The 15,008-nt window shown below is 44.4% G+C and carries 12 protein-coding genes; 8 read left to right on the top strand and 4 right to left on the bottom strand.

The features are described from left to right. Nucleotides 1-8: 8 nt before the first annotated feature. The 3 genes from apbC (at nt 9) to AB6E30_RS02070 (ending at nt 4,248) form a co-directional block, all read left to right on the top strand. The gene (gene apbC, locus AB6E30_RS02060) at nt 9-1,085 is read left to right on the top strand and encodes an iron-sulfur cluster carrier protein ApbC (protein WP_017063474.1); all 1,077 of its coding nucleotides are present in this window, start codon (nt 9-11) and stop codon (nt 1,083-1,085) included. 276 nt (nt 1,086-1,361) lie between these two features. Further along, a complete protein-coding gene (udk, locus tag AB6E30_RS02065) occupies nt 1,362-2,003 on the top strand; it encodes a uridine kinase (protein ID WP_004734002.1) in 642 nt (213 codons plus the stop codon). 106 nt (nt 2,004-2,109) lie between these two features. Continuing rightward, nucleotides 2,110-4,248, top strand: coding sequence for an AsmA family protein (locus AB6E30_RS02070; RefSeq protein ID WP_102427874.1), 2,139 nt, complete (start codon nt 2,110-2,112; stop codon nt 4,246-4,248). A gap of 223 nt (nt 4,249-4,471) precedes the next feature. On the opposite strand, the gene cobO is transcribed toward AB6E30_RS02070, so the two are convergent. Next, nucleotides 4,472-5,077, bottom strand: a complete 606-nt coding sequence (gene cobO / locus AB6E30_RS02075; RefSeq protein ID WP_372102501.1) for a cob(I)yrinic acid a,c-diamide adenosyltransferase — start codon at nt 5,075-5,077, stop codon at nt 4,472-4,474. Between the two features lie 84 nt (nt 5,078-5,161). Here cobO and AB6E30_RS02080 point away from each other — a divergent pair, with 84 nt between their 5' ends. Further along, the gene (locus tag AB6E30_RS02080) at nt 5,162-5,611 is read left to right on the top strand and encodes a low molecular weight protein-tyrosine-phosphatase (RefSeq protein ID WP_017067202.1); all 450 of its coding nucleotides are present in this window, start codon (nt 5,162-5,164) and stop codon (nt 5,609-5,611) included. Between the two features lie 114 nt (nt 5,612-5,725). Here the strand turns inward: AB6E30_RS02080 and AB6E30_RS02085 are convergent, their stop codons facing one another. Together AB6E30_RS02085 and rne are read right to left on the bottom strand one after the other, a co-directional pair. Next, entirely contained in the window at nt 5,726-7,273 is a 1,548-nt protein-coding gene (locus AB6E30_RS02085; RefSeq protein ID WP_017062156.1) for a SulP family inorganic anion transporter, read from the bottom strand. A gap of 258 nt (nt 7,274-7,531) precedes the next feature. Next, nucleotides 7,532-10,666 (bottom strand): ribonuclease E, encoded by a 3,135-nt coding sequence (rne, locus tag AB6E30_RS02090; RefSeq protein WP_372102503.1) that lies wholly within the window; start codon nt 10,664-10,666, stop codon nt 7,532-7,534. Nucleotides 10,667-11,284: 618 nt separating this feature from the next. Between rne and rluC the strand changes: the two genes are divergently transcribed. Beyond that, entirely contained in the window at nt 11,285-12,229 is a 945-nt protein-coding gene (gene rluC / locus AB6E30_RS02095) for a 23S rRNA pseudouridine(955/2504/2580) synthase RluC (protein ID WP_017054981.1), read from the top strand. Between the two features lie 279 nt (nt 12,230-12,508). On the opposite strand, the gene AB6E30_RS02100 is transcribed toward rluC, so the two are convergent. Continuing rightward, on the bottom strand, nt 12,509-13,090 hold the full coding sequence (locus AB6E30_RS02100; protein ID WP_017067204.1) for a nucleoside triphosphate pyrophosphatase: 582 nt from the start codon (nt 13,088-13,090) through the stop codon (nt 12,509-12,511). Nucleotides 13,091-13,239: 149 nt separating this feature from the next. Between AB6E30_RS02100 and yceD the strand changes: the two genes are divergently transcribed. Genes yceD through plsX form a run of 3 tightly spaced genes read left to right on the top strand, consistent with a single transcriptional unit; the run spans nt 13,240 to nt 15,008 of the window. Next, nucleotides 13,240-13,767 carry a 23S rRNA accumulation protein YceD gene (yceD, locus tag AB6E30_RS02105; RefSeq protein ID WP_017062153.1) on the top strand — a complete coding sequence of 176 codons (528 nt, stop codon included), beginning with the start codon at nt 13,240-13,242 and terminating at the stop codon, nt 13,765-13,767. A 35-nt stretch (nt 13,768-13,802) separates the two neighbouring features. After that, on the top strand, nt 13,803-13,973 hold the full coding sequence (gene rpmF / locus AB6E30_RS02110) for a 50S ribosomal protein L32 (RefSeq protein WP_004737376.1): 171 nt from the start codon (nt 13,803-13,805) through the stop codon (nt 13,971-13,973). A gap of 9 nt (nt 13,974-13,982) precedes the next feature. After that, entirely contained in the window at nt 13,983-15,008 is a 1,026-nt protein-coding gene (gene plsX / locus AB6E30_RS02115) for a phosphate acyltransferase PlsX (protein ID WP_017062152.1), read from the top strand.

Genomic DNA, 15,008 nt, shown 5'->3' on the forward strand with positions numbered 1-15,008 from the left:
GAGTCCCAATGCGTAACTTTACTTCTAAGCAAGATTTCTGTTCATGGTTGAATGAGTTCGAGTCACCAATCCTCATCCCAGAGTGGGCGCTACACCAAAATATTGTATCGGTTGATCCGCGTGGATCATTTGTTATCACCTTACCTTTTGCCGCTAATCAGCTTGCGGTTGAATTGGAACAGTGGATTCACTCTCAGATTGAACAACAGCTTGTTAGCGCTTTTCAGTTTGAAGTGAAGGTGAAGCCGTCTGCGTTAGAAACCACGGTTGCGACACCATTGAAGGGGGTGAAGAACATCATCGCCGTGACATCTGCAAAGGGTGGGGTGGGTAAATCGACCACTTCAGTCAACCTTGCTTTGGCTTTATCTAAGTCTGGTTCAAAAGTGGGTTTGTTGGATGCGGATATCTATGGTCCTTCTGTACCTATGATGCTTGGCCAATTAGATGCGAAACCAGAAGTCCAGAATAACAAGTGGATGATGCCAATCGAAGCGCACGGTATTTTCACTCACTCTATCGGTTATCTTGTGTCGAAAGATGACGCTGCGATTTGGCGCGGTCCAATGGCGGCCAAGGCTTTAGGTCAGCTTGTTAACGAAACCGTATGGCCAGAGTTGGATTATCTAGTTATTGATATGCCACCGGGCACGGGCGATATTCAGCTGACGTTATCGCAACAGATCCCAGTGACCGGGGCTGTAGTGGTGACCACTCCTCAAGATTTGGCGCTAGCGGATGCACGTAAAGGCGTAGCGATGTTTGATAAGGTGAGTGTGCCAGTCGCAGGCTTAGTTGAAAACATGAGCTATCATATTTGTAGTCACTGTGGTGAGAAAGAGCATATCTTTGGTGTTGGTGGTGCCGAAGCTATGTCAGAAGAGTTTTACCTCGATATTTTGGCACAGATCCCTCTTCATATTGATGTGCGAGAAGATATCGATGCAGGTTGCCCGACGGTGATTCGTCGTCCAGATAGTGAACATACACGTCACTACTTAGAGCTTGCAGAGAATGTGGCTGCGAAGATGTTCTGGACCGGCAAGGCGAGACCAGAAGCGATTAACTTCTCTATGGTTGAATAACGAATCTATGGTTGAATAGCGCAAGTTAATCACAAAGTCGTTTAAATATAGTTTGGATTAGATAAACAGCGGTGGATTTAAGTCAATATCCATTGGGCTTGTGCAAATAGTTGTAGGCAAGTTATTTGAAAGCAAACGATTGCATTCATTAAATGCATTGATATCATCAATTTGACTGCAATTAGCTAAAATGGCGACTAGAATCTATGTGCTTTAGCCCCTATAATCAGGCGGTTTATCTCTTCCCACCACCAAACCATATCGGGTGCAAAATTAATGTCTGATAATAATCAATGTGTCATCGTAGGTATCGCTGGCGCTTCAGCTTCAGGAAAAAGTCTGATTGCTAGTACAATTTATAATGAATTGCGCGAAAAAGTAGGCGACCATCAAATTGGTGTTATCACGGAAGATTGCTATTACAGCGACCAAAGCCACTTGAGTATGGAAGAGCGTGTTAAAACTAACTACGATCACCCAAATGCACTAGATCATGATCTTTTATGTGAACATCTACAGCAGCTAATGAGTGGCAACGCCGTAGAAGTTCCTGAATACAGCTACACAGAGCACACACGTACTTCTGAAACGACTACACTTACTCCAAAGAAAGTGATCATTTTAGAGGGTATTCTGCTTCTAACAGACCCGCGTCTTCGTAAACTAATGCACGCAAGTGTGTTTATGGATACACCATTAGACATCTGTCTATTACGCCGTGTTAAGCGTGATGTAGAAGAGCGTGGTCGTACAATGGACACTGTACTTAAGCAATACCAAGAAACAGTACGTCCAATGTTCATGCAGTTTATCGAGCCTTCAAAACAACATGCAGACATCATCGTTCCTCGTGGTGGTAAAAACCGTATTGCGATTGATGTGCTAAAAGCGCACATTGCGAAGTTGTTGAAGTCTTAATCGAATAAAATTTTGCCTAAGTGACTCACTTAGCTTTATTTTTTACCGAATCAGTGGCACTTTTATAGTGCCACTTTCTTTTGGAATCTAAGCAAGGAATATGCGGATGAAGAAACTACTCATTTTCATAGCTGTACCAGTGTTTGTTGTCGTTGCAGCAATTCTGGCACTAGTGCTGTTAGTGAATCCCAACCAATTTAAGCCATTAATTGTCGAACAAGCCCAAAAACACACAGGCCTAGAGCTAGTGATCGAGGGTGATATCAGCTGGCAATTCTTCCCATCCATTGGCTTTGAACTTGGTCAAACTGAATTACGCAACCCTGAAGGTTTTACGCAACCTAACCTATTTAAGGTTGATACCGTTGGCGTTGACGTTTCGGTTACTCCGCTATTTAGCAACCAACTAGAGATCGGCAACATTACTCTAGATGGTGCAGAATTCTATTTAGAAACGCTTAAAGATGGTCGCAAGAACATTGATGCACTAACGCAAGCGTCAGCGCCTCAAGAATCTGAGCCTGCAGCAGGCACAAGTTCTGAATCAGCGCCTGCCCCTCAAGAGCAAACTACCACAGACGCATCGGGTTGGACGATCAACCTTGCAGGCGTAACTGTATCAAACGCATTGTTTGAAATGGACGACAAGCAAGCGGGTTCATTCACTAAGCTATACGATGTGTCTTTGAATCTTTCTGAGTTTGCCGTTGATACATGGACAACCGCGACATTTGCGGCTTCTGGTGAGAACAATCAACAGAAGTTCTCTGCACAAGGCAGTGCAGAATTCAAATTAGCTGAAGGCTTTGCAAGTTACGCACTTCGTAATATCGACTTAAACGCTAAGTTCAATGATCCAGCGACGTCGATTGAGTCAGCAAAAATTGGCTTGAATACGTTTGAGTTCGATAAGGTAAACCAACTGACTTACGCTGTAATCGGTAATGCAGCTGGCCTTGACCTTGATCTTAAAGGTGGCGGTGAACTTACTGTTGATAGCGCGATTTCAAAAGTAACGCTGAACAAGTTAACGTTAGACTCAACATTCAAAGGCGACACGCTTCCTCAGTCTCCAATGAAAGTCGACATGCTGTCTGACTTAAGCTTCGATCTTAACAAGAGCCACCTGAGCTTTGTGTTAGAGAAGCTACAAGCTAACGCTATTGCATTAGACGGTAAAGCAGACGTAATCCTATCTGAAATACCAAAGGTTCGTTTCTCTCTTCATAGCCCGAATATTGATTTAGATGAATTCTTAGGCTTAGGCAATACAACAGAAACAGCGAGCACAGCGCCTTCTGGTTCTGCTGGTGGTTCAACGTCAAGTTCTGGTAGTTCAGATCCAGCTAAAGAAGTGGAACCTGATCTGTCGGCTCTGAAAACGTTAGACGTGAAAGGTGACATCACGATTGATAAGTTCAAGGCGAACAACGCGAAGATGCAGAATGTTAAAACCGCATTTTCGGTTAACCGTGGTATCGCAGAGCTAACCTCATTCACCTCGAATCTTTACCAAGGTTCTATTTCTGCTACTGCAAAGTTAGACGCTCGTAAAACACCAGCGACTTACACGGCTAAGAAGAAAATCAAAGGCGTGAAAGTACAACCGTTACTGGTTGATGTTGCAGATAACGATATGCTGGAAGGTACCGGTAATATTGATGTCAACGTGAAAGGTAAGAGTCTAACTCCGACGGGTATCAAGAAAAACCTAGTCGGTACTATCGCGATTAACTTTGAAGATGGTGCAGTTAACGGCATCAACGTAGCTCAACTGATTCGAGAAAACTACGCTAAGATCAAGGGCGAGAAAGTTGAAAGCACAAATGAAGCTCAAAAAACGGACTTCAGTGCAATGAAAGCGACGCTGAAAGTGGATAAAGGTTGGGTTTCAACTAACGACTTATCAGCACAGTCGCCACTGTTACGTGTGACAGGTCAAGGTAAAGCAAACTTCATCAATGAAACGGTCGACTTCCTTGTGCGTACATCAATTGTGGGTTCACTTGAAGGTCAGGGCGGTAAGAGCATCGACGACCTGAAAGATGTGACTATCCCAATTAAGGTAACAGGTCAGTGGGCAGCCCCGAAATTTGCACTTGTTTTTGATGATGTATTGAAACAGAAAGCACAGAAAGAAATTGATCGTGGTTTAGAAAAGTTAGACGAAAAGTACGGTGACAAGATCAAAGATGAGAAAACAAGAGACGCAGTAAACGGTCTACTAAAAGGTTTGTTTAACTAGTCTTCATCTCATTTAAAAATGAACAAAGCGCCACTCCTGTTGTAGGAATGGCGCTTTTTATTTTTGGCTCGATAATACTCAAGAGAGATTCCCTATGACACTCGTCCCTCGCTCTAGGGAATGACGATAGGCCGTCGTCCTTTGTTCAAGAGCGTAACGGCCTAGTGGTCGTCATCCTCGAGAGGGAAGAATGACCGAGTCGGGGATCTCTGGTTGAAGGTGATTACCAGTCAACGCCTTGTAGCGCTTTAACACCAGATTCAAAAGCGTGTTTCACATTGCGAACTTCAGATACTGTATCTGCTATCTCAGTAAGAGTACGGTGCGCGCCACGACCTGTAATGATGACAGACTGCATCTTCGGGCGGTTATTCAACGCCTCAACCACTTCATCGAGTTCGATGTAACCGTAGCTAACCATGTAAGTCAGTTCATCAAACAGAATCACATCGATCGACTCATCAGCCAGCATGCGTTGGCACTCTTTCCATACACGCTGCGCAGCTTCAATATCTTGCGCTTTGTTCTGAGTTTCCCAAGTAAAGCCTGTGCCCATGACTTGGAACTCGATATCAAGCTTTTGCAGAACGTTTTTTTCGCCGTTATCCCAGGTACCTTTAACAAACTGAGCAACGGCGCATTTCTTACCATGACCAACTGCACGTGTAATCGTACCAAAACCGGATGTTGATTTACCTTTACCGTTACCCGTGATGACCAGCAATAGGCCTTTTACTTCTTGTGCTGCAGCGACACGTGCATCGACTTGTTCTTTTACTTTCTGTTGTCTTGCTTTGTGGCGTTGTTCTTTGTTGTCTTCAGTCGACATAACAAATCCTTTTAAGTTGTGATTGCGTCTATCATAGCCTAACTTAACGATAGCAAAAACCATCGGAAGAACAGGTGATTAGGGATGAAAAAGATACTCGTAGTTTGTATGGGGAATATTTGCCGCTCGCCAACAGGTGAAGCGGTGCTAAGGAAGAAAGCGCAACAGCTGGATATTGATGTTGTGGTCGACTCTGCGGGGACGATTGGTTTTCATCAAGGCAACCCGCCAGACTCGCGATCCAAATCTGCAGGAGAGAAGCGAGGCTACAGCTTTAAGGGGATTACTTCTCGTAAAGTGGTAGATAATGACTTCGAAGAATTTGACCTGATACTCGCGGCCGATAGGGCGAATTTAGACGACTTAATGAGCCAATGCCCAGTTCACCTCCAATACAAGCTCGCATTATTTTTGAGTTTTGGAGAGTCACAATATCAAGAGATCCCCGATCCGTATTATGGTGAGGGAAATGGTTTTGAATTGGTGTTGGATTTAATCGAAGAGTCTAGCGAAGCGATACTGCGTTCGATGTAGTGTAGGAACAATGTACGTCGTTTTGTTATCAGCGTAAGGGCTGACCGATAGGTATAAAAAAGGCCGACATTGAATGTCGGCCTCTCTAAATCTAAATTAAAGCTACAGCTAAGATTACTTAGACATTACTTTGTAGATTGGGTCTTCTGCAACGTTCGCTTCAACTAAGCTACCTGCTTTGTGCAGCATAGCAACACAGTCTTGGCTTAGGTGGCGAAGGTGAAGTGTTTTACCTAGCGCCGCGTAACGGTCAGCAATCGTGTCGATCGCTTCAATTGCAGAGTGGTCAGTCACGCGTGAGTTTGCGAAATCAACGATTACATCTTGTGGATCGTTGTATGCGTCAAACAACTCTAGGAAGTTAGCCGTTGAACCAAAGAAGATTGGGCCGTTAACTTTGTACTCTTTTGAGCCTTCAGCGTTTACTGATGTATCTGCGTAGATGTGTTTAGCATGTTGCCAAGCAAACATTAGCGCAGAAGCGACAACACCAACACCTACTGCCACAGCAAGATCAGTCAGTACTGTTACTACGGTAACAAGAACGATAACGAAGAAGTCTTGTTTAGGAACGCGACGCGCAAGCTTGAAGGTTGCCCATTCAAATGTGCCGATAACAACCATGAACATTACGCCCACAAGTGCTGCTAGAGGAATCATTTCAATCAGTGCAGAACCGAACAGGATGAACATCAGTAGTGCAACTGCGGCGACGATACCTGAAAGACGACCACGACCACCTGAGTTTACGTTGATCATCGATTGACCGATCATCGCACAACCACCCATCGCACCGAATACAGAACACGTTACGTTAGCCATACCTTGACCAACACATTCACGGTTAGATTGACCACGAGTGTTTGTCATTTCGTCTAGTACTGTCAGTGTCAGCAGAGATTCAATCAGGCCGATAGCCGCAAGGATAATTGCGTAAGGCAGGATGATCTGTAGTGTATCTAAAGAAAACGGAACAGCAGGAATTGAGAATGTTGGAAGAGAGCCCGCTAGCGTAGCAGCTTCGTCACCAGACATTGTACGTAGGAAGTCGACAACAGTGCGAGTTTCAAGGTCAAGACCCACAACCAAAGCCGTTACTGTAACAATAGCAACTAATGAAGATGGTACTGCTGTTGTTAGCTTAGGTAGGAAGTGGATGATAGCCATTGTAAGGGCTACTAGACCTAGCATTAGTGTCATTTGACCGCTTGGTAACCAAGTCAACGCACCTGTTACGTCTGGCGCTTTAAATTGACCAAGTTGAGCTAGGAAGATAACAATGGCCAAACCGTTCACGAAACCAATCATTACTGGGTGTGGAACGATACGGATAAATTTACCTAGTTTAAATACACCTGCTGCAATTTGCAGAAGGCCAGCCAGCATAACGGCTGCGAATAGGTATTGAACACCATGGGTTGCCACTAGGCTCACCATTACAACGGCCATTGCGCCGGTTGCGCCAGAAATCATACCTGGACGGCCGCCAAAGACAGAAGTGATTAAACCTACGATGAATGCTGCATAAAGACCAACCATTGGGTCAACGCCAGCAACAAAGGCGAATGCTACAGCTTCAGGTACCAGAGCCAGGGCTACTGTAAGACCTGAAAGCACGTCATTCTTTACAGAGTGCTTTGAAAATTGTGGGAATTCGAACATGTTTGCTCAGCTATGCTTAAGATGGATTTACCGACACGGGTGTATTGCGTAGCCAAACAGTGATGGAAAAGAGCGGCAATAGCGAAGTGTCGAAAAGATAAGTGCGCGAATGCTACCCAAAAATGTGATTAAGTTCAAGGTTGAACCTAACTTTGAGTAATATATCTGTTAATTTTTATTCGATTAGTAGATATGAAAAAGGCTGCTTTAATAAGCAGCCTTTGATTCTATTTACTCGCGATTACCTATCAGTAATCACTAGTAGTTTGGCTTAGTCATCGCCGCGCCAGCTTTGTTCGACGCTGCCTGACTGCCTGCACCTTTCGATACAAAACGTTCAGTGCGGAACGGAGCTGCAATCACTTCAATCTCTTTGATCTCTTGAGGACCAGGAGCTTTAGTCATTGGTGAACCGGCTTGCTTCTTAGCAACAGCTGCCTTTGGTGCCGCTTTAGGAGCTTCTGCTTTAACAACAGGTGCTTCTTCAACTTTTGCACTTTCAGCTTTAGGCGCTTCAGCTTCAACAACTGGTGTTGCTTCTGCTTGCACAGCTTCTGCTACAATAGGCGCTTCAACTTTCGTCGCTTCTGCAACCACTGGTGCTTCTTCAACGACTGCAGGAGCTTCAACTACAGCAGGAGTCTCAGCTACTTGAGCTTCAACAGCAGCATCTTCACGACGGATGATAACTTTACCCATTGCAAGCTCTGGACATGCGAAGCCGCCAGTCATTGCTACGTTGCTTTGTGGTGCCGTCTCTAGAGCAACATTCTGCTCTTGAACAGATGTTTGAGCTTCAGCTGCTACTTGAACTTCAGCCACTTCAGGCTTTGCCTGCTTGTGGTGAGGTTTTGGAATGAAGCGAGGCATCACTTTACCCATAGCCATCTCTGGAGAAGCTACACCACCTTTACGTAGGCGGAATGGGTTAGGGCGACGATCACGACCGCGACGACGACGTTGACCACTTGCACGTAGGTGACGTGGAGAACGACGGTTACGACGTTGTTTCGGCTCTTCCTGTTCAGTTTGCTCTGCATTCGCTTGAGTTGCTTCTACTTGTTCCGCAACTTTTTGCTCTTGAGCTACTGACTGTTCTTTTGAAACAGATAGTTCTTTAGCAGCAACCTGCTCTTTTGAAGCGTTATCTTCAGCTTGAGCTTGTTGGTCTTTAACACGAACTTGCTTGTTAAGTTTACGACGCTGACGACGCTCTTTAATCTTAGCTGCTTTCGCTTCAGGTTTAGCCTTAGGCGCTTCCGGTTTACCAGCTTGTGCTTCTGCTGCTAGCTGTAGACCTTCTTCTGCTAATTTAGATGGTGCTTGCTCTTCGCGTTGCTTCTGCTCATCACGTGGCTTGTTGCGACGGTCTTGCTTAGGCTTGCGAGGCTGACGAGTTTGCTGTGGAGCTGCTTCTTTTTGCTCTTCAGGCTTCTCATCACGAGCTGGCTTACGGCGGCGTTTGTTGTCACGGTTTTCGTTACGATTGTCACCACGTTCACCACGGTCGTTACGCTGTTCGCCACGCTCACCACGTTGGTTACGACGACGGTTATCGTTACGATCACGGCGTTGACGGTTGCCGTTGTTACGATTGTTTTTAGGTTTTTCTTCTTCTTTCTTCTCTTCTTCTTTTTTCTCTTCTTGAGTTGAAGAGCCAAATAAGAAGCTACCGATAGCTTTGAAGAAACGACCAATTAGGCCTGGTTCTTGAGTCGCTGCTGGTTCAGCTTTCTTCTCTTCTACAGCTTTAGGTGCTGGAGCAGGAGTTGGTGCTGATTGAGCAGGAGCTGCGAAGCCTTTCAGAGCAGGTTCTTCGATCTTCTTAGGACGAATAGTCTGTTCAGCAGGCTCTTTGCTTTCCGCTTCTTTTAGAGCTTCTAGCTTGTTAGGCAGCAAGTAAGATAGTAGATCGAACTCTTCACCTTCACGAACACGGATAACCTCAAAATGCGGCGTTTCCATGTCTGAGTTAGGAACAACAGTGATCTTAACTTCTTGGTTCTTCTCGATGTGGTTTACTGAGCGACGTTTTTCGTTCAGAAGGTAAGAAGCGATTGGAACAGGCACAACAGCAAGTACTTGTGCTGTGTTGTCTTTTAGAGCTTCTTCTTCAATCAAACGTAGAACAGAAAGTGCTAGAGATTCGTTATCACGAACAACACCAGTACCTGTACAACGAGGACAAATGTGGTGGCTTGCTTCTGCTAGTGATGGGCTCAAACGTTGACGAGACATCTCTAGAAGACCAAAGCGAGAAATACGACCAATCTGAACACGTGCGCGATCTAAACGAACGGCATCACGTAGACGGCTTTCTACTTCGCGTTGGTGGCGAACCGGGGTCATATCGATAAAGTCGATTACAACAAGACCACCTAGGTCACGTAGACGTAATTGACGTGCAATTTCATCGGCAGCTTCTAGGTTAGTGTTAAGTGCTGTTTCTTCAATATCGCCGCCCTTTGTTGCACGAGCAGAGTTGATATCGATAGAAGTCAGTGCTTCTGTTGGGTCGATTACGATAGAACCACCAGATGGAAGACGAACTTCACGTTGGAAAGCAGATTCGATCTGGCTTTCAATCTGGTAATGGCTGAATAGTGGCACTTCACCATCGTATTTCTTAACGCGATTCATGAAATCTGGGCGTATTAATTGAATGTGCGCTTGTGCACGTTCAAAAATAGTATTGCTGTCGATTAGAATCTCGCCAATATCACGACGTAGATAGTCACGAATTGCGCGAACAATAACGTTACTCTCTTGGTGAATTAGGAAAGGAGCTGCATTTGAATCAGAAGCTTGCTTGATAGCGCCCCAATGGTTCAATAGAACATTCAGGTCCCACTCTAGCTCTTCTGCGCTTTTGCCAACACCCGCTGTACGCACGATTAAGCCCATACCTTGAGGAAGCTCAAGAGTGCTTAATGCTGCTTTCAGTTGAGTGCGTTCATCACCTTCGATACGACGAGAAATACCGCCAGCACGAGGGTTATTAGGCATAAGAACTAAGTAACTACCAGCCAAAGAGATGAAAGTTGTCAGTGCAGCACCTTTGCTACCACGTTCTTCTTTCTCTACTTGTACGATTACTTCTTGGCCTTCTTTTAGCACTTCTTTAATGCTAGGACGGCCTTGGTATGTATAACCTTCAGGGAAGTATTCGCGGGCAATTTCTTTAAGAGGGAGGAAACCGTGACGTTCTGCGCCGTAATCAACGAATGCCGCTTCTAGGCTTGGTTCAATACGGGTAATACGTCCTTTGTAGATATTCGCTTTCTTTGACTCGTGACCTGGACTTTCGATATCTAGATCGAACAGTCGTTGGCCATCAACCAAAGCGACACGCAACTCTTCTTTTTGAGTTGCGTTAATTAACATTCTTTTCATTTAGAAGTTCTCATTGTCTTTTCTTATTTTCATCATTGTTCTTATCGCTTTATTTCGTTTCTCATGGTGCCAGATCCCATGGCTTTATCGGTGCAGCCTCCCGGCTGGAGAGGGATGCTCTGGGGCACGTCAGTCATCATAGGGAGTTAGCCTATGATCCGCGATGTGGCGGTGAATACTCAACATGAGTGTACGTGAGTAGAGCGATAAGGAACTCAGTTGACCGTGTCTTACGCCGATTGCAGCACTGTCTAATCTGAGTTATCTACTCATTTACTTGCTTATGAATGGTTAGCTGTTTAAATAATAGTCAAACCACTGATAGCAGCTGTGAACTATAGCAGCGGTCGGTAAACACAGCAATCTGCTTTGTCGGAATGCTGTAAAAAAAACAGTTTTTGTTTGGGTTTTGATAGCTCTAACTCACTGTCTATAAATAATTTATCAATTGATATTTTAATTTGCAGGAATCTTGATGCTTTTTTGTTCGAAGAATCAAAGAAATATAGAACTTCAATGACCATTTTGGGATAGATCGGTAAGGATTAGGGATAAATAAGTTCGGAATAGGGCTAAGAAAATATCAATTATCAAAAGTGACAGTGATACAATAGCGCAATGAGCGAAATTAGAACCCAAGTCCAATTCGTCGACATTGACGAAGATATGGCTGGTCAGCGTATTGATAACTTCTTACGCAACCAATTAAAAAACATCCCGAAAAGCATGATTTACCGAATCGTGCGTAAAGGCGAAGTCCGCGTAAATAAAAAACGCATTAAGGCTGAGTACAAACTAAAAGCTGGCGATTTAGTTCGTATCCCTCCGGTTACTATTGAAGAGAAAACAGAAGAGAACGTGCCGAGCACGAAACTCAACAAGGTTTCAGAATTAGAACAGTGCATCATTTATGAAGATGATCACATGCTAATTCTTAACAAACCGTCTGGCACTGCTGTTCATGGTGGTAGCGGATTAAAATTTGGCGCGATTGAAGCATTACGTGCTCTTCGCCCTGATGCTCGTTTTCTTGAATTAGTGCACCGTATCGATAGAGATACGTCTGGCATTTTGCTTGTTGCTAAGAAGCGCTCGGCGCTAAGACACCTTCAAGCACAGTTCCGTGAAAAAACGGTTCAAAAATACTACTTCGCTTTAGTTATGGGCGAATGGAAGAACAGCTGCAAAGTCGTCAACGCACCTTTGTTGAAAAATGAAGTGAACAGCATTGTTCGAGTTAACCCGAATGGTAAAGCTTCTGAAACCCGTTTTAAGGTTTTAGAAAAATTCCAAGAGGCGACGTTGATTCAAGCAAGCCCAATTACAGGCCGAACACACCAAATTCGTGTGCACGCTCAGTATACTGGTCACCCAATTGCTTGGGATGATCGCTACGGTGATCGTCGTTTTGACGCTTACACGGGTAAGGTTGGTCTTGATCGTCTGTTCCTACATGCAGCAAACATCAAGTTCACACACCCAGGTAGTGAAGAGAAGATGGATATCTCGGCGCCAATGGAAAGAAGGCTAGAGAAAGCCCTAACTGGTTTACGTAAGCTTTAAGAAGATACGAGATACGAGATACGAGATACGAAGGTATAGAGTGCCTCTAAATTTGTTCTTCAGTATCCATAAATGAGAAAGGTTGACGAATATCGTCAACCTTTTTTGTTTTCATCTGTTGTAGAAGATCCCCAAGTCGCTCGTTCCTCGCCCTTGAGGATGACGACTTTTTAAAATCACGCTCTATATCATTAGTTGGTTAGATAAAATTGCGTGTTCCGCCATTCCCTAGACTGACGAAGGAAGGAGTAGGGATCTCTAACAAAGAGAGCGTATCCGTTATAGTACACCCATTCCTTGCGCTTCTAACATATCGACTAGATCGATCAGCGGTAAGCCGATCAAAGTATTTGGGTCTTTCCCTTCCATCTGTTTAAACAACGCGATGCCTAACCCTTCACACATAAAGCTACCTGCGCAGTAATAAGGCTGCTCTTTCTCAACATAACTAATGATCTGTTGCTTAGTTAAATCGCGGAAATGCACTACAAAGGTGTCGAGACGCGTGTCAGCTTCATTGGTTTCGTTGTTCCAAACCGAAAGCCCAGTATAAAAAGTAATGCTCTTGCCGCTTTGACGAGATAATTGCTCGATCGCTTTTTCTCGAGTGTGAGGCTTACCAATGATCTCTCCATCAATTACGCAAACCTGATCAGAACCAATGACTAAGCTAGGTTGCTCCACAACACAAGACTTAGCTTTGGTCTCAGCAAGACGCATCACTAACTGTTGTGGTGTCTCTTCTGGAAGCGGCGTTTCATCGCAGTCTGGCTTGGCTGTAATGAAGCTTAACTGTAGTTTTTTGAGGATCTCTTGCCTAAATGGTGATGTAGAGGCTAAAACTAGTTGGTAATTTCTCATTTTAATTTACAATTCAAGGAAGCATTTATCTCAGGATAACGTAACTTGTCCTGCTATTCATAATGCTCTGAATAGGAAAGGCAGGAAAGTACATTTTTTTTGCCATTTCCTTTGACTAAACACGATTTGGAAGATAAGATTCGCGCCCTATGCAAAAGGAAAAAATACCGCGTACAGTTGATCCGGCAAGAACGGCTCAAAAACGACTCGATATGGATGGTATCATTCAGGTCAGTCTTTTGAAGCGTTTAACTGAAGCAACTGAAGGCGTAAAACGTGACGCGCAAGTCTCAATGTCATTTGGGCTTGATGAACAACGATTAGTCGTTATCTCTGGTAAAGCTAACGTCGAAGTCGATTTAGAGTGTCAACGTTGTAATGAGGTTTTCGCACATGAGTGCGATGTCCAATTTACTTATACTCCTGTTTACAGTGAGAAAAGTGAAGAGGAAGCACCGGAAGAGTACGATTTGGTAGATCTGAACGAGTACGGTGAGTTAGACCTGATTCAATTAGTTGAAGACGAGTTCATCCTTGGATTGCCACAAATAGCAATGCACGACGATGCGAAATGTAGCGTTAACTCAAATAACTTGGTGTTTGGTGAACTTCCTGAAGAAATTGAGGAAGACAAAAAGCCGAATCCATTTGATGTTTTAAAAAGCTTAAAGAAGTAATTGCTTCTTTAAGAATTTACATAGGAGTAGGGTCAATGGCCGTACAAAAGAGCAAGAAATCACGTTCAATGCGTGGCATGCGTCGTTCACACGATGCGCTAACTACAGCTGCACTTTCTGTAGACGCAACTTCAGGTGAAACTCACCTACGTCACAACGTGACTGCCGAAGGTTTCTACCGCGGCAAAAAGGTTATCAACAAGTAAGGTTGACCTTTGCAAAATCTAACCGTTGCGCTTGATGCAATGGGCGGGGACTTCGGTCCTCGTGTAACAGTGCCTGCCGCCGTGCAGGCACTGTCGTATTTCCCAGAGCTAAAAGTCATTCTAATAGGTGATCGAAACGCGATCACATCTCAATTATCTTCATTAGGTCGAATGCCTGATTCTCGTTTGAGTATCCAGCATTGTGATCGAGTCATTTCCAATTCTGAAAAACCTTCACTAGCCTTACGTAATAGTCAGGGTAGCTCTATGCGTGCCGCTATCGATCTGGTTGCCGAATCACAGGCTGATGCTTGTGTGAGTGGTGGTAACACTGGCGCACTGATGGCTTTATCCCGTTTCAGACTCAAGCTTCTTCCCGGTATTGATAGGCCTGCATTGGTTTCAGCTTTGCCTACTGCATCCGGAAATCGTACATGGATGCTTGATTTAGGGGCGAACGTTTCTAGTGACGCAGATTCACTGTTTCAGTTTGCTGTCATGGGCAGTGCATTAGCAGAACAACATTTAGGTCGCGCACCACGTGTCGCTATCTTGAATATCGGTGCAGAAGAAATTAAAGGCAATGACCTTGTAAAACGATGCGCTGAAATGTTGTCTAATACTCAGTCTGTGAACTTCATAGGCTATATTGAAGGTAATCAATTACTTCAAGATGCTGCTGATGTCGTCGTATGTGATGGTTTTGTGGGCAATGTCTGCTTAAAAACGTGCGAAGGTACGGCTCAGCTCTTTATTGATAAGCTAAAAACGCGCATGATGGCTTCAACAATAAAGGGTTGGATAGCCAGAATGCTGTTTTCTGAGCTATTTACTGAATTAAAAACCTTGAACCCCGACCAGTATAACGGCGCAAGTTTGTTAGGATTGCGCGGCATTGTCATTAAAAGTCATGGAAGTGCTGATGTGTCTGCAGTCGTCAACGCGATTGGTGAAGCAGTACACGAGGTCAAACGACAAGTCCCCAGCCGCATTAGCGATCGTTTGGAAGCGGTTTTACTCGAGAGGCATTATTAG

Source organism: Vibrio sp. 10N.247.311.12, from assembly GCF_041467515.1.
GTDB classification, from domain to species: domain Bacteria; phylum Pseudomonadota; class Gammaproteobacteria; order Enterobacterales; family Vibrionaceae; genus Vibrio; species Vibrio crassostreae_C.

What these genes read in the sequence shown, in the direction of transcription:
- apbC (WP_017063474.1), top strand. Translation starts at nt 9, where the DNA reads ATGCGTAACTTTACTTCTAAGCAAGATTTCTGTTCATGGTTGAATGAG.
- udk (WP_004734002.1), top strand. Translation starts at nt 1,362, where the DNA reads ATGTCTGATAATAATCAATGTGTCATCGTAGGTATCGCTGGCGCTTCA.
- AB6E30_RS02070 (WP_102427874.1), top strand. Translation starts at nt 2,110, where the DNA reads ATGAAGAAACTACTCATTTTCATAGCTGTACCAGTGTTTGTTGTCGTT.
- cobO (WP_372102501.1), bottom strand. Translation starts at nt 5,077, where the DNA reads ATGTCGACTGAAGACAACAAAGAACAACGCCACAAAGCAAGACAACAG.
- AB6E30_RS02080 (WP_017067202.1), top strand. Translation starts at nt 5,162, where the DNA reads ATGAAAAAGATACTCGTAGTTTGTATGGGGAATATTTGCCGCTCGCCA.
- AB6E30_RS02085 (WP_017062156.1), bottom strand. Translation starts at nt 7,273, where the DNA reads ATGTTCGAATTCCCACAATTTTCAAAGCACTCTGTAAAGAATGACGTG.
- rne (WP_372102503.1), bottom strand. Translation starts at nt 10,666, where the DNA reads ATGAAAAGAATGTTAATTAACGCAACTCAAAAAGAAGAGTTGCGTGTC.
- rluC (WP_017054981.1), top strand. Translation starts at nt 11,285, where the DNA reads ATGAGCGAAATTAGAACCCAAGTCCAATTCGTCGACATTGACGAAGAT.
- AB6E30_RS02100 (WP_017067204.1), bottom strand. Translation starts at nt 13,090, where the DNA reads ATGAGAAATTACCAACTAGTTTTAGCCTCTACATCACCATTTAGGCAA.
- yceD (WP_017062153.1), top strand. Translation starts at nt 13,240, where the DNA reads ATGCAAAAGGAAAAAATACCGCGTACAGTTGATCCGGCAAGAACGGCT.
- rpmF (WP_004737376.1), top strand. Translation starts at nt 13,803, where the DNA reads ATGGCCGTACAAAAGAGCAAGAAATCACGTTCAATGCGTGGCATGCGT.